Source organism: Blautia sp. JLR.GB0024 (assembly GCF_037000545.1).
Classification (GTDB): domain Bacteria; phylum Bacillota; class Clostridia; order Lachnospirales; family Lachnospiraceae; genus Blautia; species Blautia celeris.
This window is the reverse complement of sequence record NZ_JBANBF010000019.1, coordinates 34,932-60,187: the sequence shown is the minus strand read 5'-3', so window position 1 is coordinate 60,187 and position 25,256 is coordinate 34,932. Positions and strand designations below refer to the sequence as shown.

20 protein-coding genes are annotated in these 25,256 nt (G+C 40.9%); 15 read left to right on the top strand and 5 right to left on the bottom strand.

Annotation, left to right across the window (positions count from 1 at the left end):
- Positions 1 to 45 precede the first annotated feature (45 nt).
- From V8Q34_RS24575 to V8Q34_RS24565, 3 genes are read right to left on the bottom strand one after another with little or no spacing between them, the layout of a single operon-like run.
- A complete protein-coding gene (locus V8Q34_RS24575; protein WP_335836503.1) occupies positions 46 to 1,308 on the bottom strand; it encodes an ATP-grasp domain-containing protein in 1,263 nt (420 codons plus the stop codon).
- The gene (locus V8Q34_RS24570) at positions 1,305 to 2,285 is read right to left on the bottom strand and encodes a hypothetical protein (RefSeq protein ID WP_033143042.1); all 981 of its coding nucleotides are present in this window, start codon (positions 2,283 to 2,285) and stop codon (positions 1,305 to 1,307) included. The genes V8Q34_RS24575 and V8Q34_RS24570 overlap by 4 nt, the downstream gene beginning before the upstream one ends.
- A gap of 27 nt (positions 2,286 to 2,312) precedes the next feature.
- Positions 2,313 to 3,242: a glycosyltransferase gene (locus V8Q34_RS24565; protein ID WP_033143043.1), complete on the bottom strand. Its 930-nt coding sequence runs from the start codon at positions 3,240 to 3,242 to the stop codon at positions 2,313 to 2,315.
- Between the two features lie 187 nt (positions 3,243 to 3,429).
- Between V8Q34_RS24565 and V8Q34_RS24560 the strand changes: the two genes are divergently transcribed.
- The gene (locus tag V8Q34_RS24560) at positions 3,430 to 3,795 is read left to right on the top strand and encodes a transporter (protein ID WP_033143044.1); all 366 of its coding nucleotides are present in this window, start codon (positions 3,430 to 3,432) and stop codon (positions 3,793 to 3,795) included.
- Positions 3,788 to 4,126 (top strand): EamA family transporter, encoded by a 339-nt coding sequence (locus V8Q34_RS24555; RefSeq protein WP_033143045.1) that lies wholly within the window; start codon positions 3,788 to 3,790, stop codon positions 4,124 to 4,126. The genes V8Q34_RS24560 and V8Q34_RS24555 overlap by 8 nt, the downstream gene beginning before the upstream one ends.
- 61 nt (positions 4,127 to 4,187) lie before the next feature.
- Here the strand turns inward: V8Q34_RS24555 and rffA are convergent, their stop codons facing one another.
- Positions 4,188 to 5,324: a dTDP-4-amino-4,6-dideoxygalactose transaminase gene (gene rffA / locus V8Q34_RS24550; RefSeq protein ID WP_033143046.1), complete on the bottom strand. Its 1,137-nt coding sequence runs from the start codon at positions 5,322 to 5,324 to the stop codon at positions 4,188 to 4,190.
- Between the two features lie 194 nt (positions 5,325 to 5,518).
- On the opposite strand from rffA, the gene V8Q34_RS24545 reads away from it, so the two are divergent.
- A complete protein-coding gene (locus tag V8Q34_RS24545) occupies positions 5,519 to 9,058 on the top strand; it encodes an N-acetylmuramoyl-L-alanine amidase (RefSeq protein WP_335836502.1) in 3,540 nt (1,179 codons plus the stop codon).
- Positions 9,059 to 9,107: 49 nt separating this feature from the next.
- Here the strand turns inward: V8Q34_RS24545 and V8Q34_RS24540 are convergent, their stop codons facing one another.
- Positions 9,108 to 12,716, bottom strand: a complete 3,609-nt coding sequence (locus V8Q34_RS24540; protein WP_335836501.1) for a hypothetical protein — start codon at positions 12,714 to 12,716, stop codon at positions 9,108 to 9,110.
- Between the two features lie 299 nt (positions 12,717 to 13,015).
- Between V8Q34_RS24540 and V8Q34_RS24535 the strand changes: the two genes are divergently transcribed.
- The 12 genes from V8Q34_RS24535 to V8Q34_RS24480 all read left to right on the top strand — a co-directional run bounded on the left by V8Q34_RS24535 (position 13,016) and on the right by V8Q34_RS24480 (position 25,235).
- A complete protein-coding gene (locus tag V8Q34_RS24535; protein WP_033143047.1) occupies positions 13,016 to 13,882 on the top strand; it encodes a LicD family protein in 867 nt (288 codons plus the stop codon).
- A 10-nt stretch (positions 13,883 to 13,892) separates the two neighbouring features.
- Entirely contained in the window at positions 13,893 to 14,885 is a 993-nt protein-coding gene (locus V8Q34_RS24530) for a glycosyltransferase (RefSeq protein ID WP_052099658.1), read from the top strand.
- Between the two features lie 18 nt (positions 14,886 to 14,903).
- Positions 14,904 to 16,130 (top strand): lipopolysaccharide biosynthesis protein, encoded by a 1,227-nt coding sequence (locus V8Q34_RS24525; protein ID WP_227211673.1) that lies wholly within the window; start codon positions 14,904 to 14,906, stop codon positions 16,128 to 16,130.
- A gap of 16 nt (positions 16,131 to 16,146) precedes the next feature.
- Positions 16,147 to 16,935 (top strand): glycosyltransferase family 2 protein, encoded by a 789-nt coding sequence (locus V8Q34_RS24520; protein ID WP_244806093.1) that lies wholly within the window; start codon positions 16,147 to 16,149, stop codon positions 16,933 to 16,935.
- Between the two features lie 16 nt (positions 16,936 to 16,951).
- Entirely contained in the window at positions 16,952 to 17,638 is a 687-nt protein-coding gene (locus V8Q34_RS24515) for a glycosyltransferase family 2 protein (RefSeq protein ID WP_033143049.1), read from the top strand.
- 11 nt (positions 17,639 to 17,649) lie between these two features.
- Entirely contained in the window at positions 17,650 to 18,012 is a 363-nt protein-coding gene (locus V8Q34_RS24510; RefSeq protein ID WP_033143050.1) for a DUF2304 domain-containing protein, read from the top strand.
- A 163-nt stretch (positions 18,013 to 18,175) separates the two neighbouring features.
- Positions 18,176 to 19,978 carry a DUF2142 domain-containing protein gene (locus V8Q34_RS24505; protein ID WP_335836500.1) on the top strand — a complete coding sequence of 601 codons (1,803 nt, stop codon included), beginning with the start codon at positions 18,176 to 18,178 and terminating at the stop codon, positions 19,976 to 19,978.
- Between the two features lie 8 nt (positions 19,979 to 19,986).
- Positions 19,987 to 21,087 (top strand): UDP-galactopyranose mutase, encoded by a 1,101-nt coding sequence (glf, locus tag V8Q34_RS24500; RefSeq protein WP_033143052.1) that lies wholly within the window; start codon positions 19,987 to 19,989, stop codon positions 21,085 to 21,087.
- A gap of 122 nt (positions 21,088 to 21,209) precedes the next feature.
- Positions 21,210 to 22,514, top strand: a complete 1,305-nt coding sequence (locus tag V8Q34_RS24495) for a D-alanyl-D-alanine carboxypeptidase family protein (RefSeq protein ID WP_227211677.1) — start codon at positions 21,210 to 21,212, stop codon at positions 22,512 to 22,514.
- 49 nt (positions 22,515 to 22,563) lie between these two features.
- Positions 22,564 to 23,130: a dTDP-4-dehydrorhamnose 3,5-epimerase gene (gene rfbC / locus V8Q34_RS24490; protein WP_033143053.1), complete on the top strand. Its 567-nt coding sequence runs from the start codon at positions 22,564 to 22,566 to the stop codon at positions 23,128 to 23,130.
- A gap of 13 nt (positions 23,131 to 23,143) precedes the next feature.
- Positions 23,144 to 23,953 (top strand): ABC transporter permease, encoded by an 810-nt coding sequence (locus tag V8Q34_RS24485; RefSeq protein ID WP_335836499.1) that lies wholly within the window; start codon positions 23,144 to 23,146, stop codon positions 23,951 to 23,953.
- 13 nt (positions 23,954 to 23,966) lie between these two features.
- The gene (locus V8Q34_RS24480) at positions 23,967 to 25,235 is read left to right on the top strand and encodes an ABC transporter ATP-binding protein (RefSeq protein WP_033143055.1); all 1,269 of its coding nucleotides are present in this window, start codon (positions 23,967 to 23,969) and stop codon (positions 25,233 to 25,235) included.
- Positions 25,236 to 25,256 lie beyond the last annotated feature (21 nt).

Sequence of the window (25,256 nt, the reverse complement as noted above, 5' to 3'; positions counted from 1 at the left end):
CACATAAAGTGCATTAACCTGACGGCTGTTTTTATTAAGATAAAATTATAATTCGGGATATTTGGGAATTTCATTTTCATAAAGGATCTCTTCACCATCTTTTGAGGTGATAGAAATGTGTTTGTATATATACCTTGTCATTCGATCTATTTCTTTTCTGGTTCCGTCTGATATATAGTAGCGGACTGCATAAGGATTGACACCATGTGGGATTATCCGTTCGCCTGGTTTGTAAAAAAGCCAGGAGTCTTTTACGCCCTTCATATTCGATAGTTGGGATGCTGCCTCCTGGTTGTCAACCATCAGACCATTTTTTCCGTGAAAATATAGAACAGCACTGTTTTTTTCGAAAAAAGGTGTATGCTTTTTTAAGGTATTCCTCAGTGAAGTATCGTCATATAAATAATCCAACAGCAAATTCTCCACCTTGAGTCCACAGCAGTAATCTACAAGCTCATGCTCATAGCCGAAGAATCTGCCAGCAACTTCACAGACGGATACAGGTTCACCGGGTGACCAAAAGAACTGCATAGATAGTACACCGCTGGTTTGCCCGGTATAATTTGCGACTTTTTGCAAAATATTTCTTGCTTCGTCATATACATTATGAATCAGGCGGGAGGGATAAACATTACGGGTGCTGATTGGTATGTCATTTGTACAAACCGGTGTCTTTTCCCGATCTGCGATGCTGATCACATGCACCTCTCCGTCCAGAACCCAGCTCATCATGTTGAATTCATAACCTTCATTATATTCTTCTACCAAAATTTCCTTGATTTCAGATGTTGCGCAGATGAAATCATAATACTTCCTGATTTCTTCCACAGAATAAAGGACCAGGATACCCCGGGATCCATATTTATCTATGGGCTTTACTACTACAGGAAATTCCATATCATCTAGTAAAGAATCTGAAAAATCACTGGATAGCCGGACATATTTAGCAGTTGGGATTGAAAGCTGGCGGAACATCTGTTTCATGATATCTTTGTTTCGATAATAATCCAGTTTTTCTGGAGAAAAATAGCATTTCAGTCCGGCCTTGTTTGCAATTTTCACCATGCATTCAAATAAATAGTCTGAGAAGGATGTGATAATTCCGTCAACTCGCTCCAGCTGACAGATAGAAACAATCCGGTCCGTATCGCCCACATCGATGTCATAGGCTTTATCAGCATATTTTTTGCCCTCACTGTCTGGATAACCATCGCATACTATTGTATAAATTCCACGGGATTTTGCCAATTGAATGAGTTGGACAAATTCTCTTAATGAACCCAAAATTAACAGTCTCTGCTTCATCATATGTCCTTCTGACCTTTCATCAATCGTTTTAAAACAATTAGGATCCGCTCCATTTCTTCCGTACCATAACGCTGGTCACAGGGAAGAGGAAGTATATTTGCTGCATAGTCGTAGTCCAAACTTTTTTCTGGCATTTCCTGTATGACATTCGACCAGTAAGTCGGAACAAAAATTTTTTCTTCAGCCAGTCTTTTTCGCATACGGATACCGTCCCGACAGTAAAGAGGGTAAACAAAGGGGCCTGTTTGCGGAATAAGAGTCAGTTGGTTTTCAGAATCCAGAACCTCACTGAGAGTCGCATAATTTGCATTACGAATATTACATACCCGCTGGTAGTCAATACCTTTTAATAGATTTTGTGTTAATCGTGACATCCTTTTGACGGGCTCACTGCATAAATTATGTGCAGTATTCAGCATTGATGAATAATACTCAGAGGCTGAGTGTTCATACCGGCCGAGAATATGCTGCATACGTTCGGCAGAGCTGTCTTCAGGAAGTATATCTATAGTAGAATGTTTCTGTTGCCCAAGGGACAAATAGGCACCGTCCGGCAATCCGAAAAATTTTCTGCAGGAATATAAGACAGGAATCGTACCCAGTGGTTCTTGAAAAAAAGCATGGGTATTATCTAATAATATATTGCCATAAATATTCTGAAGTTCCAACAAGCGTTCTTGAGAAAATTGTCCATAATAGTTTACAAGATACAAATATTCACCGGTGTCCATTTTTTTTAGAGGCAGTGCAGGTGAAAAATCCTTTTGAATATGATACCAAGCCAATTCTATTTTAGAATTTTTACATACAGAGGTTACGGAATCGCAGAGAAGAAGAGGCAGCCACAGTTTCCTAATGTGTAACTGCTCCAGAGCGAAAACAAGTGCATTTCGGCCGAGATTAAGTTTGATAAGGTCAGGATAATATTCTTCTCCAGACATTTCTTCTAATTCCAGATAACCGCCAATTTCTTTCATGATCTATTTTCCTCGAATCTAACAATATTACAAATCTTTTTTGCGTATTACATAATTAGGCATTTTCTTAGCTTCATTTAATATGTTCATTAAATATTGACCGATAATACCTATGGCTAATAGTATAATGCCGTTATAGGCCAGTATGAGCAGGACAAGTGTTGTCCAGCCCTCTACAGATACACCATAGATAAAATAGCGGACCAGATAAAACAAACCCAGCAATATACTTATGATAAAACTGAAAATCCCCAAATCTCTCACTAAAATTAAAGGAAATGCAGAATTTGATGTAATATCATATATCAAGTCCCTTGCCAGATGACGGAACGTATAATTACTGCGTCCCACTTTACGCGAATCGTGCTGAACAGGGATATTGATAATGCGGTTGCTGCTTTGTACCAAAAGATTACCAATCTGCGGCAGATGGGTATTCGTATTCAGGATGGCTTCTACAATAAATCTCCGCATAAGCCGGAAACTTGTGATTTCAAGGTTGGGATCTTTATTGAGCATCTTGGATGTTGCATAGATCGAAATTTTAGTACCCAACTTCCGGATGAAATTGTGCTTTCTGTTTTCGTATTTAGCGATTATTACATCCACATCGTCACGTTCGTTTATAGCAGCAGCCATTTTGGGGATTTCTTCCGGGCGATGCTGAAGATCATCATCCATAGTGATGATAAAATCGCCCTTTGCAAAAGAAAACCCGCAGAGAAGAGCAGGATGCTGACCAAAATTTTTTGCCATTTGAATAATTTTAACCCGGGAATCCGCTTTATGAAGTTTTTCCATTACTTCATACGAGTTGTCCCGGGAACTGTCATCTACTAGTATCAATTCAAAGTTTTCTTTCATTGTATGGTCAAACACATCACGGATTCGAGTATATAATTCTTCTAATGTCTTTTCTGAATTATATACAGGAACAACGATTGAATATAAACTCATAATTATTTACCTCCAGGACTGCTTTTCTTCTATTTTATAAAATGACAGCAGCCACCTGGCCTATTATAACATTTTACGACAGGGGTTTCAATAGACTTGTTCCGGAAGAAGAAGGGTGTTATAATAAAAAAAGCTGTGCAATATTAGAGATGTGTACAGAAAGTATGTTAAGAAAGAAGGGGTGTAAATGGCTGTTTCTAAAAACAGCAGGATAAAAGATTATATTTTTCTGCATATCAGTATTATGATATTCTCCTTTACTCCTGTGTTTACAAAAATGGCATCTATAGAGTTTAATAAAAATGGCATCTGGGGAATAAAATTGTATTTTTTCTTTTTCCTTATGCTTTTGGATTGTTTCATTTATGCGTTGGCATGGCAGAAAAATATTCAAAAATTTGAATTAAGTGTTGCATATGCGAACAAAAGTGTCTATCTGATTTGGTCACAAATATGGGCAGTTTTAATTTTTGGTGAAGTACTGTCAATTAAAAATGTGATTGGACTGTTAGTAGTATTAATTGGAGTATTGGTGGTGCAAAAATATGAATAAATATATGTTGATACTTTTTGGCGGTACTTTTTTTACTGCATTTTCACAACTTTTATTAAAACAGAGTGCAAATAGAAAATATAGCCATCCAATCTATGAATACCTGAATTGGAGAGTCATTACTGCATATGGAATCTTTGGGGGTGTCCTTCTTCTGAATACATATGCGTTTACTGGAGTTGATATGAAATATGGCTCTGTGATTGATACATTCAGTTATGTATTTGTTATGCTTCTATCCTATTTTATATTGAAAGAAAAGTTCAGCAAAGGGAAATTGATTGGAAATCTGATCATTATAACAGGTATTTTTATCTATACTTTAGGATAAAAGATGCGGCCGGTTTCATGTAGAGACCGAGCCGCATCTTTTTTCAAGACAGGATTTTAATTTATCGTGATTGATGAAAATATTTGAAAATAGTATCCACAATATATTCTTTATCTTCTAATGTAAGATGGTAGTACATGGGGAGTCTGACCAGTCGCTCACTTTCTTTAGTAGTGTATTTGTCCTCTCCGGCGAAGCGGCCATATTTGATACCTGCCGGAGCAGTGTGAAGAGGAACATAATGGAAAACACTTAGAATCCCGTTTTCTTTCAGATAGGTGATGAATTTAGTCCTTTCTTCCAGATCGGAAAGCTTTATGTAATACATATGGGCATTATGTTCACATTCAGCAGGTACATAAGGCAGTTCCAGATAACCCATATCAGCCAAAGGTCTCAATGCATTGTCGTAAAATTCATAGCTATCCATGCGGTCTTTTTGAATTTCATCTGCTATCTCCAACTGAGCCCACAGATAAGCCGCATTCATATCGCTGGGAAGATAGGATGACCCATAATCCTGCCAGGTATACTTATCTATCTGACCGCGGAAGAATTTGCTGCGGTCAGTACCTTTTTCTCTTAAGATTTCCGCTTTTTCCTGATAGGCAGTATCCTGGAATAAGAGTGCGCCGCCCTCGCCCATGCTTAGATTTTTTGTCTCGTGAAAACTGAGACATCCAAAATCCCCAATGGTACCAAGACTTTTTCCTTTATAATAGGAAGAAAAACCTTGAGCAGCGTCTTCAACAACCTTCAGTTTGTGCCTTTGAGCAATGTCCATAATGGTATCCATCTCGCAGGAGACACCTGCATAATGGACAGGAACGATGACTTTCGTTCTGGAGGTGACAGCGTCCTCTATCAATGTTTCATCAATATTCATGGTATCCGGACGGATATCTACAAATACAAGGGATGCGCCTCTTTGTACAAAGGCATCAGCAGTGGATACGAAGGTGTAGGAAGGAAGAATGACCTCATCTCCCGCGGTGACTTCTGATAATACGGCAGCCATTTCTAGGGCATGTGTGCATGAAGTTGTGAGAAAGACCTGATTTACGCTGAACTTGTCTTTCATCCAGTTGCTGCAACGCTTTGTAAAGTCACCGTCACCGCATATTTTACGGTTCATGACAGCTTCTTTTATATAATCCATTTCTTTTCCAACATAAGGCGGAACATTAAAATCAATCATGAAAAACTCCTTTAACTTATCAATACAAACGCCAATTTCTTAAAAAACATAATCATTGTAGCACAAAGTAAAAAAAAAGGAAACATTAAACTGGTATTCCATTGATTTCTTTAGAGTATTATTGTATAATATTTAATAATTACTTAATAAAATTAATAAGTTTGCAAGAAACACAAACAGAAAAGGGGTAAAGAATGAAAAGAGCAGGGAAAAGGCTCCTGTCATATCTGTTGGTTCTGGCCATGCTGATGAGTTTGTATACACCAGTATATGGCGCGGATGCATCAGTTTCAGCAGGAGCAGGTACACAGGCAGTTGAGGAGGAACAGCAGACAGGCCAGAAGGAGCCAGCCGCAGAGGAAGGAATAGAAGATGAAGGGAAAGAACCGGCTTCAGAGGGAGAAGATCCGCAGAATGTAAATGATGAAGCCGAGAGTCAGGACGAAAAAAATGAAGTCCAGGACGATGAGAATTCTCCAAATGCAGATGATGTGCAGACGGATTCAGAAGTAGATGTAATAACAGAAGGGGAGAAAGCAGAGACAGAAACACCTTCTTTGGTTTGTAATTATATCTTTACGCAGGAAGATGACGCTCATCAGTCTGTTATCGTAGAAGTGGGAGATCAATCCTCTACCATATTGGAAAGTGCTCAGATTACCTATCAGGATGGTAATGGGGAATTACATACAGCAGATGCAGAGGAATTGGCAGAAAATATTGCAGCGTTCTTACTGGAGCTGCCGCAGCAGGGGCAGGAAAGAAAGTTTGTGTCCATGAAGGCTGTTGCCGGGGGACAGGAATATAATATTTCTCTGAGCCAGGAAGAAGAAGAGATGGCTCAGATAGAGATGGGAGCGGAAGAAGTTACCCAGACTATAACGGAGAGTCAAAATGAAGAGGCTGGTCTTGATGCTCAGACAGCAGAGCAGGTAGAGAAGGGTGTTATCTCAGCAGATGAAAGCGGTATTTCTTCAGATGATATCAAAGATGCAATAACTGAGAATAATCAGTTGGGACAGGCAGCTTCCAATGAAATAGCGGCATTTTCTTTGGGCGATGATACAGATATACCGGCTGCGGTTTCTGTAGAACCTAAAAAGAAGGATCACTACATTGTCGTGCTGGATCCCGGTCATGGTACTGTTGACAAAAATGGTTATGATCCGGGAGCTGATCATAAATTCGGTGACGGTACGAAATTTGTCGAAGCAGACTTGACTATGAAAATCGCCAATTACGTGAAAAAAGAGCTGGGAAAGTACTCTAATATCACAGTATATATGACACATGATACGGTAGGAGCATCAAAGGCCATTAATATGACATTAAATGAGAGAGTGGACTTTGCTGCAAATAAACATGCAGATCTCTTAGTAAGTCTTCATCTGAATGCTTTTGATTATGAGACAGCTCATGGCGCAGAGGTTTTGGTACCACGCACTGGACGGTATAATACAGAAGTTGCAGAAAATGCCCATAAAGTGGCAAACAATATTTTGAAACGTCTGGTTTCTCTGGGACTCTACGATAGAGGATTAAAAGAGCAGGATTCTAATGATAGTGTTTATCCTGACGGCAGTAAAGCAGACTACTTTGCCATAATAAGAGGCGGTCAGAAAGCAGGAATACCGGCAATTATAGTTGAACATGCTTTTTTGACAGGACAAGCGGATAAAAAGTATCTTAACAATGAAGCTTCATTGAAAAACCTGGCAAAGGCGGATGCATACGGAATCGCCCAGTATTTCGGTATTGAAACAGGCGGTGAGACATACGAGCCGGTACCAGAGTCAAAAGGTGAATGGCGAAAGGTAGGAGGCAAATATTATTACTATGTAGGCGGTAAGAAACAGACCGGCTGGCAGAAGATAGACAATGTCTGGTATTATTTAAATAGAAGCGGAGTGATGCAGACCGGGTGGCTGAATCTGGGAGGAACCTGGTATTATCTGAACAGCAGCGGACATATGTTGACCGGCTGGCAAAAGATCAATGGCAGTTACTATTATCTGAATGCCTCCGGATCTATGCAGACCGGCTGGCAGAAAATTGATGGAAAACGGTATTATTTACAGAGCAATGGTGCCATGCTGGAAGGCGGCTGGCATAAGATTGGCAGTGCATGGTATTATATGTCAGGAAATGGAGCCGCAGCAGAGGGATGGATTTCTGTAGGTGGTTCCTGGTATTACATGAAACCGGGCAGCGGTAAAATGTGCACCGGCTGGTATAAAGTAGGAAAGAAATGGTACTACAGCAACGGAAGCGGAGCGATGCAGACCGGTTGGCTGAATCTTGGAGGAACCTGGTATTATCTTCTGGGAAATGGAGCCAGAGCAGAAGGATGGAATGCCATAGGCGGTGCCTGGTATTACCTGAATCCTTCGGATGGGAAAATGCGGACCGGCTGGTATAAAGTAGGAAAGAAATGGTATTACAGCAACGGAAGCGGAGCGATGCAGACCGGTTGGCTGAATCTTGGAGGAACCTGGTACTTTTTATCCGGGAACGGGGCTATGGCAGAAGGCTGGATAGTAGTCGGAAGTCATTGGTATTATATGAATCCGTCAAATGGCAGCATGTGTACCGGATGGTTTAAGGTTAATAAGAAGTGGTACTATTGTGATGGAAGCGGGGCTATGCGTACCGGCTGGCTGAATCTGGGAGGAACCTGGTATTACCTTCTGGGCAACGGAGCTATGGCGGAGGGCTGGAATTATATTGGAAATGGCTGGTATTATCTGAATCCGGGTAATGGAGCTATGAGAGTAGGCTGGTTTAAGGCAAACGGAAGATGGTATTACTGCAATGGAAGTGGAGTGATGCAGTCAGGCTGGCTGAATCTGGGAGGAACATGGTATTATCTGACTGGCAGCGGAGCTATGGCAGAAGGTTTTACTACAGTCGGAGGGGCTAAATATTACTTAGCACCAGGGAATGGAGCGATGCTGACCGGCTGGTATAAGGTAAACAATAAATGGTATTACAGCAATGGCAGCGGTGCAGTGCAGACTGGTTGGCTGAACCTGGGAGGAACCTGGTACTACTGTGATAAGAACGGAGTGATGAAAACCGGCTGGATAACAGTGGGTGGTAAAGAATATTATCTGAATGGCTCCGGTGCCTGGATTCCAGACGCAAAAAAAAACGATAATTCATCCAGCAGTAACTCTGGCAATTCAAGTACAAATACAAAAAATTTATATAAAATAGCAGGCGACAGCAGTGTGACTGTGGATCAGATGGTAAAGTATTTCAAGCAGTCTAAATGTACATATCCATCAAAAGATCTTTCCAAAGGAGGCGCCAAAGATATAAAAACTTTTGCCAAAATTGTATTGGAGGAGGCAAATGCAGAAGGCATAAAAGCTGAGGTGGTTTTTTGCCAGGCCATGAAAGAAACCGGCTGGTTACAGTTTGGCGGAGATGTTTCTATCAAACAGTTTAACTTTGCCGGCCTTGGTGCAACGGGCGGAGGTGTGAAAGGAAACTCCTTTAAAGATGTACGCACAGGGATTCGTGCACAGGTTCAGCATTTAAAAGCGTATGCGTCTACTGCAAAATTGAAAAATAAATGTGTAGATGTCCGTTTTGAATATGTAGAACGAAATTCAGCGCCTTATGTGGAATGGTTGGGAATACCAGATAATCCGAATGGAGGCGGTTGGGCAGCGTCCGAAAACTATGGGAAAGATTTAGTAAAAATGATTAAAAATCTTAAAAAGCTTTAAAAAAACAGATGCATGATAGGATGAATTCTATCATGCATCTGTTTTTTGTTTATCTTCTTTGTCCTGTCCATGCACCGCTGGCATTTACAAAATAGCCGTCAGGCGTCCAGGTGTTAGCATACATCATATTGTTTTTGGGATTCAGGTAATACCAAGCACCATTGATGTAATTCCAGCCGGATACGGCAGCTCCGCTGCTGTTGAAATAATACCACTTTCCGTTTAACTGCAGCCATCCGGTGTGCATGGCGCCTGATCCATCCAGATAGTATCTCTGTCCATTTATAGACTGCAGGCCAGTGACCATAACACCGGCATTGTTGAGATAATACCAGGCTCCATTGATATAATTCCAACCGCTGACAGCAGCGCCGTTTATATTGAAATAGTACCATTTGTTGTTTAACTGCAGCCATCCGGTTCGCATAGCTCCTGAACCGTCTAGATAATATTTGCCTCCATTTATATTTTGAAGGCCGGTAACCATGACGCGGTCATTGTTGAGATAATACCAGCTGCCATTAATATAATTCCAACCAACAGCAGCTGCACCATTGCCATGGAAATAATACCATTTGCCATTTAATGAAACCCAGCCGGTAAGCATAGCACCGGAGGCACTGAGATAATACGTTTGGCCATTTATAGTTCTCAGACCAGTGAGCATAAAGCCATTTCTGTCCAGATAATACCAGGTACCACCCAGTTCAATCCAACCGGTGAGCATAGCACCGGAACCATTTAAGTAATACCATGTGTTCCCAAGATGCAGCCAGCCAGTTGCCATAGCACCGGAACCGGTTAGGTAATAATATGTCCCTCCTGAATTGATCCATCCAGTGATCATCTGGCCGGAACCGTTTGAGTAATACCACGTTGTTCCAACCTGATACCATCCGGTAGCGGCAGCACCGTTTCCTTTAAAATAATACCATTTGTTTTTCAGCTTGTACCACCCGGTGAGCATGGCACCGGAAGAATTAAAATAATACTTTTGACCGCCGATAGTCTGAAGTCCTGTGAGCATAGCGCCGGAACTGTTTAAATAGTACCAGGTACCGTTTATTTCCCACCATCCTGTTTTCATTGCACCATCGGTACCGAGATAATACCATTTTCCGCCGTCCTTCAGCCATCCGGTTGCCATATAGCCGGAAGAGTTAAAGTAATACCAGCTTCCATGAATACTCAGCCACGCATTTTGGGGATAACTTCCATCCGCAAAACGATACCAGTATCCGGAAGAATTCTGCATCCAATTGGAATCTGCAAAGTCAGGGCGCCATTTGCCGGAAGCATCATAGTATTGTCCGTTTACATACTGGTCAGCAGCCATAGCACCTGAAGAAGAGAAGTAATAGTAGTCCTGACCAATTCTCTGGCGGCCGGTGATCATCTGGCCGGAAGAATTCATATAATACCATTTTCCCTTGTCTTTTTGCCAGCCGGTAGTCATCACACCGGTAGAATCCATATAGTAATAATGATTACCTACCACTACCCAGCCTATGGCCATTACACCGCTGGGCTTCAGATAATAATATTGCCCTGCAGAATTTTTTATCCATTTTCCGGAAGATGCATTGCGTGAATTTTCAAAGTAATACCAGTCTTTGTCAGCAGACTGAGCCCAGCCGGTATATACAGATGGAAAACCATTGCGGTAATGGATTCTGACATTCGGTGATGGAAAGTCCGTCACTGCAACAACGGATTTGTTTTTAGGTATATTATTGCTGAGCTTTTTATCCAGATTGATTACAAATGCTCTGGTAAAAGAAGAATAACATGCCGTTGGATATAATTCCATGCCTGATTTGGACATTTCAAGCAGAGTATCCAGTGTTCCTATTTCACTTCCGATTGTATTATTAGTGACATAATCAAACTTTCCGGTCATAACAGCAATTTTCGGTGACAAAGTTTTTAGATACGTATAGGTATTGGAACCGTATGAACCGTGGTGTCCGAGTTTTAAAAGGTCCACATGGCCGAGTGTTTTAGCTAAGCGTGTTTCTGTTCCATTAAAATTGTTGATATCAGCAGCCAGGAAAGCAGTTTTTCCAGTAGAAACAGCCGTTACTTTTACACCAAGGCTAAAATAGTTGGCATCCTGTTTGGGACGGGAAACACCGTAATTCATGATTTCCAGTTTCATTCCGTTTTTTCCGCCCAGATAAAATACCGGTGTGGATTCTGCACCAATCTCATCTTCGTAGATTCCGCTTTGAGCAGGTGCAGCTCCTGCGTAGGCTTTGCTGTTCATAGGGTCATCAGGATGATTGGGATCTACTTGGTCTGTGGCAGGAATATCATATGTCGTCATATTATCCGATTCAATATTCTCAGGTTCCTCAAGTGATTCATCGTCCGTACCGCTGTTTTCCTGGATGGCTTCGATTTCAGGATCATCCGCAAGGTCTTCTGCTGTTTTGCTGTCACCTTCTGCAATAGGAGCTGACAGCGCATTTACAGAGTTAGCTTCACCTATAAAATCATATGGGGTAGCTCCTTCTATCGGGGAAAAGCTATAACCATCTGCAGTGATTACAACAGAAAGTTTTAATTCTTTTTTTGTATTATCATATTTCTGCAGGTTTTTGAACTCATATGTCCAAAGATTATCGCTGATTTTTGTTATGGAACCAGCTGATGAGCTGGAATCCGATGATATTGTTACCGGTTTTGGCACATCAGTATCTTTATCTTTGGAAGTATAGCTGACAGTTATAGAGAAAGAATCTGGTCCTTTTACCTGCACAGCCATGTTGGTCTCACTTTTACCTGTTGATGAATCGATGGCATTGTCTGCAGGCATAGATACATCTGGCTGTTCAGCGTCCGGAAGCGTATCCTGTTTTGTATCAGCTGAGGTATCAGAATCAGGTAAATCTTCTCCACTCTGATTGGAGGTATCCTGGTTCAAATCTGCAGTTTCCGGCTGGGCCTGGTCAGAATTTTCCTGAGGAGAAGCTTCCAGTGTTTCATCATTTTCTGCTTCATTAAAAGTATTGTCCTGTGTTTCCGGATCATCTGCCGGCGGTTCATTTTCTGATGGTTCACCAGGTGTTTCCTGGGAGTGATGGGATGTATCTTCATCCTGGACAGAAGGATCGGTGTCCTGATCGGGGGCCTCTTCTGTTGTACTATCTGCATCAGTGTTTTCTTCAGGTTCTGTTTCCGTAATCTGAGGGAAAAGGATTGTGCCGCGCAGAGTGACTGTTTCCGGATAAAGAGGCGCATCTTTTCTAAATGCCTGAATTAAAGTAGCCCCTGTATCTTTTGCAGCCTTAACCATATGGTCATACACATAAAGGTTATCCCATAGACGGGAACTGTCTGTAATGTCACTGTCAGAGTATTTCTCAATATATACTCTTTTAGGATGAAATTCATAGATCACCTCATCGGCAGAGCCGATATGGTCACTGTGAGGGTGTGTGCCTATGTAAAATTCAAAATTGTTTTTTGTGACACCTACGGAATGCATATAAGAAAGAACCTCTCCCTCAAAGCCCTTTCTTTTCACAGTTCCCTCACGAAACGGATACCTGGAATCCCTGCCGTTTGGATAATCACTGTCCTCACCGGAATCTACCATGCCAAACTTACCATTGCACTCAAGCAATATGGCATCAGTGTTATCCTGCAGTGTCAAAAAGTGGATTTTGCACCCGTTTGCTGCTGCCTGAACCGTTTCTGCCCTTTGCGGAAAGGATAGATTTACGCAGAAAATCATTACACAAACAATCAGGTAACATATAAGTTTTTTCTTTTTCCTATGCATGAAACTATTATAACCCCCTGTCGTTTTTTATTTAATACCATTATAACAAATATAATCTGAAATACAAGTTTTCAATATTAAGAAGAAAAATAAGTTGTGAATATAGGATGGACAAATAAATTATAACAGGATATAATAAAAAAATTAGGGAGAAAGGAAGAAATTCAGCATTGTACAGAGAATACGACGAAAAAATATTGACACGAATAAAAAATACTGAAAAGGATATCCTGATTTATTTCCAGGATATATGTGAAAAATATAATCTGAAATATTTTGCAGCGTTTGGAACTTTGCTCGGGACAATACGTCATGGTGGTTTCATACCCTGGGATGATGATATAGATGTTGCGATGCCGAGAAAGGATTATAACCGCTTTCTGGAAATCATGCAGAGGGAGGAGAACAGTAGATTTTCCCTACAGATTCCGGAGACTGACAGTAAATATCACCTGACTTTTGCAAAATTGAGAATGAAAAACACAAAATTTTTGGAAGAGCGCCTGGTAGAAGCAGATGCTCAGGAAGGTTTTTACATAGATATTTTTCCATATGACAATATTCCGGATGATGAAAAGCAGGCGAAAGCCCATATGAAAAAATGTGCCTTGTGGATTCGGCTTTTTAGTGTGAGCAGAATAAAGGAGCCACAGATTGGGAGCCGCGGCGGTATTGATATCTTTGTCAGGATTATCTGGTATGTTTTATATTATCTTTTAAAATTAATACCGTCTGCGGATAAACGAATATGGAAAAAGTGTAATAAATATTTCACTATGTATGAGAACTGTGATACGAACAGGTCAACTCTTCTGGTGAGTGAGCCGGAAAAATGGGTAATATACAAAAAAGAAATGGAGCAACTGGAAAAACGGCAGTTTGAGGATATCCAGGTCGCGGTGCCGAAAGACTATGACGCTGTTTTAAAGAGAAATTATAATAATTATATGGAACTTCCGCCCCAAGAGGAGAGGGTGAACCATGTACCGGTTGAGGTTCAGTTTCCGGGGGAAGAAACCATTATACTTAAAAAGTGAGGAGTAAGGGATGCAGCCTGCTATAACGATAATCGTACCTGTTTATAATACGGAAAAATATCTCAGAGAATGTTTGGAATCCCTGGTACACCAATCCTTTCAAAATATAGAGATTCTGCTGATAAATGATGGGAGTACAGATAAATCACAGAATATAATTGATGAATATAGTGAAAAATATACTTTTGTAACAGGAATAACAAAAGAAAATGGAGGAAGTTCCTCTGCAAGAAATTTGGGACTGCAGCATGCAAAAGGTGAATTTGTTATTTTTATAGACAGTGATGATTATGTGGATGAACGTTACGCTGAAACATTGTATCGTACTGCTGTCCGTCAGTGTTCTGATATGGTAATCTGTGATTTTGTGAGAGTAACGGATGATGGAAAAGTGACAAGGGATTATAAGCTTGATCTGGGTAAGGAAAAAATCCGCATCTTGACGTTTCTTTCGTGTAATCGAATCATACGCAGAAGTTTATTTGAAAATTTTGATATCCGCTACTGTGAGGGGATTACATGTGAAGATATACCGGTTATATTGCAGTTGGAAGCTGTGGCCCGGAATGTAAAGATACTTCCCTACGCAGGATACTACTATCGGATGAATCCGGAATCCGCAACGTCAGGATTTAAAAAAAGAGGTATCAGGAAAGAAAAAATACCATTTGATGCCTTAGATCAATGTATACAATTCTGCCTGGAAAATGGGAAGAATTTTACAAAACCTCAATTGGAATTTTATATCTGCAGAATCGTTACCAGCTTAATATTTGAAGTGGCAAAAGGCGGGGAACGTGATGTGATCATTTATATGTGCAGGCGGCTTAGAAAAATGTTTGAATGTTATTTTCCGGATTATTATAAAAATCAATACATCAAGCTGACGGCCGTGCCCCATATACCTTTCTCTCAAAGAGCAGGAACCTGGCTATGTATCCATCTTATGAGAAGAAAATGTTTGGAGCCATTTGCATGCTTATACGCAGGGATCAGCAAATAGACGAGAGAATGGTGAATCATGGAAAATAAAAAACTATCTGTTCAAAAAAGTATATTGTGGAATTCAGTAGGAAGCCTTATCTATCTGGCAACACAATGGCTGATTACTATATTGGTTGTCAGACTGGCCGGAGTCGATGCGGCCGGAAATTTAGCGCTTGCCATGTCTGTGGGAAATCTCATGTACAGCATTGCGCTGTTTGGTATGAGAAATTTTCAAGTGTCTGATATTGCAGAAGAGTACAGAAATGGCGTTTATATAGCAAGCAGATTGATTACCTGTTTTGTCTCTGTGATAATAGGGACTGTTTATGTACTTTGTATGTCCTATACAGCGGAGCAGAGATGGTGTATTGGTATATATTGCGTCTTTAAGGCATCCGAGGCTCTTTATGATGTCTATGCCGGTATCAGCCAGAAAGTATGGAGAATGGATTATATTGGTAAATCCTGGGTGATAAAGGGAATCTGCACCTTTGTGGCATTCTGTGGGGTGCTTTATCTTACAAAAAATATAGTATTCGCCATATTGGCTATGACAATTGTATCTTTTGTTGTTATTCTGATATATGATATACCGAAAAACAGAGAGATAGCTGAAATCAGTATTTTGTGGAAGGGGAAAGCAATCGCGTCTCTTCTGTATAAATGCATTCCTCTTCTGGTTTATTCTATGCTGACAACAGCAATCGCTACGATACCCAGGCTCATACTTGAAAAAATCTGTGGCAGCTATGCGCTTGGCATATATGGCTCGGTGGCTGCGCCAACTATGATCGTTCAAATGGGGGCATCGTATATCTATTCGCCGTTTATTACACTGTTTGCAGAAAGATATCACCATAAAGATAAAAGAGGCTTCTGGATAGCTTTCAGAAACTGCTTTTTAGCCATTGCGGTTCTCTCTGTCTGTGCTATGATTGGAGGAAAGCTGCTTGGACACTGGGGATTAATGCTGCTTTACGGGAAAGAAGTGGCAGTACATGAAGCGCTGCTTCTTCCTTTGATAGCTGCGACCATTTTAACAGCGATACTATGGCTGTTTTGTGGTATACTGACAGCGGTCAGGGAGTTTAAGGGACTGATCGTAGGAAATGTGGCTGCGGTATTATTCAGTGCTGTCTGCAGTTTTGTTTTGATCCCTAAGATGGAGATGCAGGGGGCTACAATAGCGCTGATCATAGCGCTGGGTATTTCCTGCTGTATTTTATTCGGATGTTTGTGCAGAAGCTGGAGAGAGAAATAAACAGATGGGAGAAGATATGAAAGAAGAACATATTTTTGCTATATGTGCTTATAAAGAGAGTGCATATTTAGAAGCGTGTATTCAATCATTAAAGAGGCAGACCAGAAAAAGCAAAATTATTCTGGCTACATCCACACCGAACACATACATAGAGAATCTGTGCAGTAAATATCAAATTCCTATGTATGTAAATCATGGTGAAAAGGGTATCACACAGGACTGGAATTTTGCATACCAGTGTGCTGACAGCCGTTATGTCACTATAGCGCATCAGGATGATGTGTATCTGCCGGATTATTGGGAAAAGGTTTATAATCATATAAAAAGGGCAAAAAAACCATTGATTGCCTTCGGTGATTACGGAGAACTTAGAAATAAAACCGTTGTCACAGATAACAAACTGTTAAAAGTAAAAAGAACCATGCTGCTTCCGCTGCGTATTCGGAAATTTTGGTCCTCAAAATTTATAAGAAGGCGTATTTTGTCATTTGGATGTGCAATATGCTGCCCTTCTGTTACATTTGACAAAAAGAATCTGCCTCAGCCGGTGTTCCGTCCAGGATTCAGGAGTGCAGAGGACTGGGAGGCCTGGGAACGGCTGTCCAGAAGAAAAGGCAGTTTTGTCTATGTACATGATGTTATTATGTATCATAGAATTCATGAGGCATCGGAAACAAGCATCATTTTGAAAGACAATGCCAGGAAAAAAGAAGACTATACCATGTTCAGAAAATTCTGGCCGGCACCGATTGCCAAAATGCTGGTAAAATTATATAGCAGCAGCGAAAAATCAAACGAATTATAACTGAGGGAATAAACTTATGAAGAAGCTTATTATTATACCGGCATATAACGAAGGGGAAAATCTGAAAAACACCATTAAAAATATACAGACGTATGCGCCCAGCTTTGATTATGTAATTGTAAATGACTGCTCAAAAGATAATACAAGGGAGTTATGTAAGACAGAAAAATTCCATGTGATCAATCTTCCGGTTAATTTGGGGATAGGCGGTGCTGTCCAGACCGGATATCAATATGCAATGGAAAATGATTATGATCTTGCCGTTCAGGTGGATGGTGACGGACAGCACGATGCCAGATTCCTTAATACTATGGCAGATTATTTGCTGGAAAATAAAGTGAACATGGTGATTGGATCCAGATTTATCGAAAAAAAAGGATTTCAGTCATCCGGGATCCGCAGACTGGGCATTCGTTTTTTTACGGGATTGATTCGATGCCTCACCGGAAAAAAAATCACAGACCCTACATCCGGGCTTCGGATGGCGGATAGTGAGATCATTAAAATGTTTGCACAGAACTATCCCAAGGACTACCCTGAACCGGAAACGGTGGTATCTGTAATAAGAAAAGGTAAACGGGTGGAGGAACTGCCGGTTGAAATGCATGAAAGGCAGGGAGGCGTATCCTCTATATCCCCTAAAAAATCTATTTATTATATGATAAAAGTGAGTTTGGCAATTATTATCGAATGTCTGAGATAAGGGGGAGGATCATGAACATTAAGACACAGATTGTGGTAGCAGTGATTGTAATATTAGCGTTCTTTTATCTGGGAGCAATGGTCAGGAAGAATAAGATAGAAATAAAATATGCATTACCCTGGGGTTTTATGGGATGTGTGATTTTAATTCTGGATTTCTTTCCGGGGATTATTGAAGAGATGGCAAAAATCAGCGGAGTTGGAGTTCCTATAAATTTTATATTTTTTCTGGGTTTTTGTTTCCTGCTGGCACTTACGTTTACTCTGAGCGTTTTGGTATCTGATTTGTCTCAAAAAACAAAAACATTAACACAAAAAATAGGTATTTTGGAAGAAAAGCTGGAGAGCAAGGAGAAAACAGAGAAGCATGATTAAGATAACTGCAAAGAATGAAAAAAAATCTTTTATTATATACGGTCTGTTGTTAATGATGATGTGCCTGTCTCTCTTATGTTTTTATTTTTTTATGGTCAGGCCAGCAAGTTTTGAGGAAGTTTCCTATCAGCCGAACTATCCTCAGGAGGCGTCTGCAAAGGAGATGAAGCTTCAAAAGGGTCAGACATGGGTACAGACTATAAAAGGAAGCAGAAACGAAATCACAAGCTTTGATATTATGTTTGGTGCTGGCAAAAGTGCGAATGTGAGTGTTGATTTCCATGAAAAAAAATCAGGGCAGCTTTTGGGCAGTTGGAAATTGGAAGTGCCGGAGGCTGAGGAATCACATTATCAGCATTTTGCTTTTGAAACTCCTGTTGATAATGCTATGGGGAAAGAGTATGAGATAAAGATACAGACAGAGGAGACATCGGAACCGACGGTCAGTCTGCCATATACAGAAAAAGATTTTTATGGAAATGGCAGTTTAACAGCGGGGGGTGAAAAACTGGATGGAGATTTATTCTTTCTTTTAAATGCGACAAGTGGATTTATGCGCAAATTATTTATGGGGTTTGCCGCATGGGTGATTCTTGGAGGTGCTGTGCTTGCATTTTTAGTCATTCGCAGAAAGTGCAGAACAGAGAATTTATTTTTGGTTTTGGGTCTTACATGGGGAATGTTTTTCGTGATATTCTTTCCGCCAAACACAGCTCCGGATGAAAATGCCCATATAGCAACTGCCTATTCAAATGCTGACAGAATCATGGGCAGAGAAGCAGAAGACGAGCAGGGAAAAGTATCTGTCAGAGCGTCTGATTTAAATATACCTGTGATGACGGATGTCTCCAGAAAGACATTTAACATGGTTTATGAAAAATGGCAGGAGCCTGTGAATGATCAGGCTGTGTCCTATATCAGGGGAAGGCTGGGAACCCCTATAGTTGCACATCTTCCACAGACAATCGGCGTTGTTTTGGGATGGCTGACAGGGCAGGGGGCAGTGCAGACTCTGTATCTGGGGAAATTTATGGGACTTTTGTTCTATATTTTCTGTGTTTATTGGGCTATCAGATTTATACCATGGGGAAAAATGAGTTTGATGTTGATCGCGCTGTTTCCAATGTCTCTGGAATTAGCCGGGTCTTTCTCTTACGACTGCCTTGTTAACGCGCTGTGTTTCCTGTTTATTGGTTATACCATGCATCTGATTTATAAAAAAGAAATAGTAACATGGAAAGATATACTCTTTCTTGCGGCAATTGCGGGTATCATGGCACCATGCAAAATAGCTTATATATTTGTATGTGGTATTTGTTTCCTGATACCCAAGAAAAAGTTCAGAAAAAAACAGTATTTTATCGGATGCGGAATGATCATGGCGTCCGGAGTGGTATTTCTCATTATTGAAAGAATGAGTTTTCTATATAACAGCCTCGTTGCAACCGGTGAATCCGCAGGTGCTGTAGAGGGTGCTGTAGGATTTTCTCTCCATGATATCATAAGCCAGCCCATCAACAGTCTCAAGATGGTATTTAATACTTATTTTGAGCAGGGAGAATATTATCTGGGTACTATTGTGGGACAATCCCTTGGGTGGTTTCAGGTTAATATATCCTGGGTTGTGATTGCCGGCCTGCTGCTTCTTTTGTTTATGACCACTTTCTCCAGTGCGCAGGAAAGCGAATGTATGACTGCAAAAGAAAGAATTGTGGTGATAATGCTAAGCCTCATCATGATAGGTGGTACGGTAATGGGGATGTGGCTGAATTTTACACCTGATTTCTGTACTTATATCGCAGGGGTGCAGGGACGTTATTTCCTTCCGTTTTTACCTCTGCTGGTTCTTGCGGTTAAAAATAAAACAATTTATATCAGAAAAAAAAGGGATTATGGTCTGGCGGCTGCAGTGTTTGCCCTGGAATTTATGGCTGCACTTGACGTCTGGAGATATATTATCAAATAGGAGTATAGATGGAAATGTATGATTATGTGATAGCAGGCAGCGGTCTTTTTGCAGGGACGTTTGCCTATCTGGCAGGGCAGAAGGGAAAAAAATGTCTTGTGGTGGAGAAAAGAGACACAATGGGAGGAAATCTGTACTGCCAGGACATAGAAGGGATACATGTCCATAAATATGGCGCGCATATATTCCATACCAGCAATAAGAAAGTATGGGAGTTTGTAAATTCACTGACGGAGTTTAACCGGTATACCAATTCTCCCATTGCAAATTACAAAGGTGAAATATACAATCTGCCCTTTAATATGAATACATTCAATAAACTTTGGGGTGTGCAGACACCAAAAGAAGCAGAGCGTATCATAGAATCACAGAGAGCTGCCATGAAAGGGGAACCTGCAAATCTGGAGGAACAGGCTGTTCGGCTTGTGGGAACAGATATCTATCAAAAATTGATCAAAGGGTATACAGAGAAGCAGTGGGGAAGGGACTGCCGGGAACTTCCCACGTTCATTATCAAGAGGATTCCGGTGAGGTACACCTATGATAACAATTATTTTAATGATGCATATCAGGGAATCCCAAAAGGAGGATATAATCCTCTGATAGACCGCTTATTTGCAGGATGTGATGTTGAACTGGAAACGGATTTTAACCAGTATAGAGACAGGTATGAAAAACTGGGGAAAAAAGTTTTATATACCGGAACACTGGATTCCTATTATGGTTATCAATATGGCAAACTGGAATACAGAAGTCTTCGGTTTGAGAGTGAAACATTGGATATTGAAAACTATCAGGGAGTTGCTGTCATGAATTTTACTGACAGGGAAACTCCTTATACAAGAATCATAGAACATAAACACTTTGAATATGGAACGCAGGAGAAAACGGTCATCACAAAAGAATATCCTCAGTCCTGGGAGGAGGGAAGAGAGCCGTATTATCCGGTTAACGATCACACAAATCAGACATTGTTTGAAAAATACCGGATACTTGCTGCGCAGGAGCACAACGTCTTGTTCGGAGGGCGCCTTGCGGAATATAAGTATTATGATATGGACAAGGTAATAGAGGCTGCGTTTGACCTGGCTGACAGGGAATTGGCATAAAAGATTGAAATTCTGACAGGAAAATGCTATAGTATATAAGATTCAAGCACGGAAAATCAGGAGGCAGACGGCAGTATCCAGTGGGTACTGCTGGTTTGCGTATAAGGAGAAATGTTTAAGATATGGAGAAAAAACGGAAATGGAGATACCTGAAAACATTTGCCGCGGCAATGATGTTGTGTACCTGTCTGATAGCAGAACCGGCTGCAGCAGCAGTTAATAACGGGACGGTATATCCCATAACGAGCAATGAAATGGCCGGCTGGCCCCAAGGACCTGAAGTGGCATGTGAGACGGCGGTCTTAATGGAGGCAGACAGTGGAATCATCCTTTATAATAAGGGAATGGATGAACTTCGTTATCCGGCAAGCATTACAAAGATCATGACAGCGCTTCTTGCCATTGAGAATTGTTCTCTGGATACCCAGGTGACATTTTCAGAGACTGCGGTTGCGGCAGAACAGGTCGCAGGCAGCAGTACAATCAATATGCAGGTGGGAGAAGTGATAACGATCAGAGACTGCCTGTTTGGGCTGATGATCCAGTCAGCCAATGAGGTGGCGATCCAGCTGGCTGAGACCGTGTCGGGCTCTGAAGCCGCTTTTGCAGAATTAATGAATCAGAAAGCAGCAGAGATTGGCTGTAAGAATACACATTTTGTCAATGCCAGCGGGCTTCCGGATGAAAATCATTATACAACAGCGTATGATATGGCGCTTATTTTTCGCGAAGCTTTGAAAAATGATACCTTCAAAGAGATAATTGGTACGCAGACCTATTATATACCTGCAACAAATCTGACAGCCACAGAGCGCAGACTCCATACGCATCATCCGCTTTTGGCAGAGGAGAGTGCAGAGCATTATGAAGGGTGTATCGGTGGAAAATCAGGCAGTACAGAAGCCGCAGGCAAGACTCTGGTAACAGGAGCTGAACAAAATGGAGTGACATATCTGGCTGTTGTCATGAAAGGTGCTGATATGGCACCGAATTGTGCAGATACCACAAATCTTTTTAATTATGGATTTCAAAACTTTGAGAAAAAGGAATTAAACGGTGGTTCTCTTCTGCTTCCAAAGGGGATTACCATGGAGCAGCTGGAAACAACGGAGGAAAAACAGGAAAATGGTAATACCCTGGTCAAATACAGCTATTCGGGGCAGTATTTGGGCAGTGAAATAAAAGAACCTCCAAAAGAGGAAAAAATTAAATCAGAAGAGAAGCAGGAAGATAAGACATCTGATAATACGGCTGCTGCAAAAGACAAAGAAGACACGAACTCAAAAGACGGCACAGAGAATATTTCGCTGACAAGCATTCTTCTTATTATAATGGCCGCTTTAATTATTGTTTTGATCGTACTTCTTGGGGTTCTTGTGCGGCATGACAGAAAGAGAAAGAAGAAAAGGCGCAGGAAGAAAAAATAGTGTACCACAAATGTATAAAATATAATTTAAATGAAAAGAGGACAAAACAATGGGTAAAATTACTGTAGAAACATGTGAGATTGAAGGTTTGAAAATCATCACTCCGGCCGTATTCGGGGATGAGAGAGGCTATTTTATGGAAACATATAATTATAATGATTATAAGGCTGCAGGCATTGATATGGAATTTGTACAGGACAATCAGTCAAGTTCAAGAAAAGGTGTTTTAAGAGGCCTGCATTTTCAAATCAATTTTCCACAGGATAAGCTGGTAAGAGTAGTGAGCGGAGAAGTATTTGATGTGGCCGTAGACCTGCGGCCAGGTTCAAAAACATTTGGAAAATGGCATGGTGTTCTTCTATCAGCTGAAAATAAAAAACAGTTTTTTATACCAAAGAACTTTGCGCATGGATTTGTAGTATTATCAGATTCGGCTGAATTTGCTTATAAATGCACTGATTTTTATCATCCGAATGATGAGGGCGGACTCAAATGGAATGATCCGGAGATAGGTGTTGCATGGCCGCTGCCGGAAGGAATGACAGAGGAGGACCTGATTATCTCTGAGAAAGACCATAAGTGGGGCGGCATTAAAGAGTACACAAAAAACAGGTAAACAGGAGCAGAATATGAAAGAAAAAATATTTGGATTGCCATTGGAACTATATCATAACAGAGGTTTGATTTTGACCCTGGCTAAGAATGATTTCAAAACAAAATACGCAGGTTCTTATCTGGGTATTGTCTGGGCATTTATCCAGCCGATCGTTACGATTATGGTGTACTGGTTTGTGTTTACAGTCGGGCTGAAGGCAGGAGATATGGCTGAATATCCCTTTGTACTTTATCTGATATCCGGTATTGTTCCATGGTTCTTTTTTCAGGATGCCCTGAATGCAGGAACAAACGGTCTGATTGAGTATAACTATTTGGTCAAAAAAGTGGTATTCAAAATCAGCATACTTCCTATGGTAAAAGTGATTTCAGCTTTGTTTGTGCATGTGTTTTTTGTTGCGTTTGCTTTGGTTGTATGTGCGGCAAATGGTTATCCGCCAACCATACATACAATCCAGATCATTTACTATACAGGATGTACTTTTGTATTTTCACTGGCGTTTGTGTATATAACCAGTGCGGTTGTGATCTTTTTCAGGGACCTGACTCAGATTATCAGTATATTTCTGCAGGTGGGTATCTGGCTGACACCAATTATGTGGGATTTAGGCCGTATGGCTGATCATCCGCTGTTTGTAAAAGCGTTTAAGCTGAATCCAATGTATTACATCGTTTCCGGGTACCGCGATTCCATTCTGGGACGGGTATGGCTGACCAATCATCTGAAATGGGGATTATATTTCTGGTGTGTGACAATTGTACTGTTCGTTCTGGGAACTGTAATATTTAAGCGCTTAAAGCCGCATTTTGCAGATGTGTTATAAGAGAGGATAAAATATGTCAGAAATTGCAATTGCAGTAGATCATGTTAGTAAAATGTATAAATTATATGATAAGCCGATGGACCGCCTTAAAGAGTCTCTGGGCTTATCAAGGCAGAAAAAATATAAAGAGCATTTTGCCCTTGATGATGTATCATTTCAGGTACATCAGGGAGAAACTGTGGGTATCATTGGAACAAACGGCTCAGGAAAGTCCACAATTCTGAAAATTATCACCGGTGTACTGAATCCCACGGCAGGCGAAGTGCGTGTAAACGGACGAATCTCAGCACTGCTGGAGTTGGGAGCTGGATTTAACGGTGAGTATTCCGGTATAGAGAATGTTTATCTGAACGGAACCATGATCGGTTTTTCCAGGGAAGAAATAGATGCGAAGATGGATGATATTTTAAGTTTTGCAGACATTGGAGAGTTCGTCCATCAGCCTGTAAAGACTTATTCAAGCGGTATGTTTGTGCGTCTGGCGTTCGCTGTTGCCATTAACATTGAACCGGAGATTCTGATTGTGGATGAGGCACTTTCTGTAGGTGATGTGTTTTTCCAGGCCAAGTGCTACAGGAAATTTGAAGAATTTAAAGAAATGGGGAAGACCATTTTATTTGTCAGCCATGACTTAAGCAGTATCGGAAAATACTGTGACAGAGTAGTGCTGTTGAATCAGGGACATAAGCTGGCTGAAGGCGGCGCAAAAGATATGGTGAATCTATATCGCAAAGTGCTGGTCAATCAACTGGATGATGATGAGGCGGAAAATCCGGGAGAAAATATGGAAAGTGCACCGGAGGAGGATAGCCTTCAAAAGGAAAAACTGAATCTGAATCCTGAAGTCCTGGAGTATGGGAGTAAGCTGGCAGAAATCGTGGATTTTGGTATCTATGACCATACGGGACTGATCACGAATGCCATAGACAAAGGGCAGCAGTTTTCGGTTAAAATGAAAGTTAAGTTTAATGATGATATCAGTGAACCTATTTTTGCATTTACCATTAAAGACCTGAAAGGGACAGAAATAACAGGTACAAATACCATGTATGAAAATTCTCCGGTCACACCAAAAAAAGCCGGAGATATCCAGGAGATAACATTTACCCAGATGATGAGCCTGGAGGCCGGTGAGTATATGCTGTGTCTGGGATGTACGGGATACAGAAACGGTGATTTTACTGTTTTCCACAGGCTTTATGATGTCTGCAACCTGACGGTCATTACAGATAAGAAAGCTGTCGGCTACTTTGATATGTTTTCTAAAGTTACGCTGAAATAAGCAGTTTGCGAAGGAGTTTTG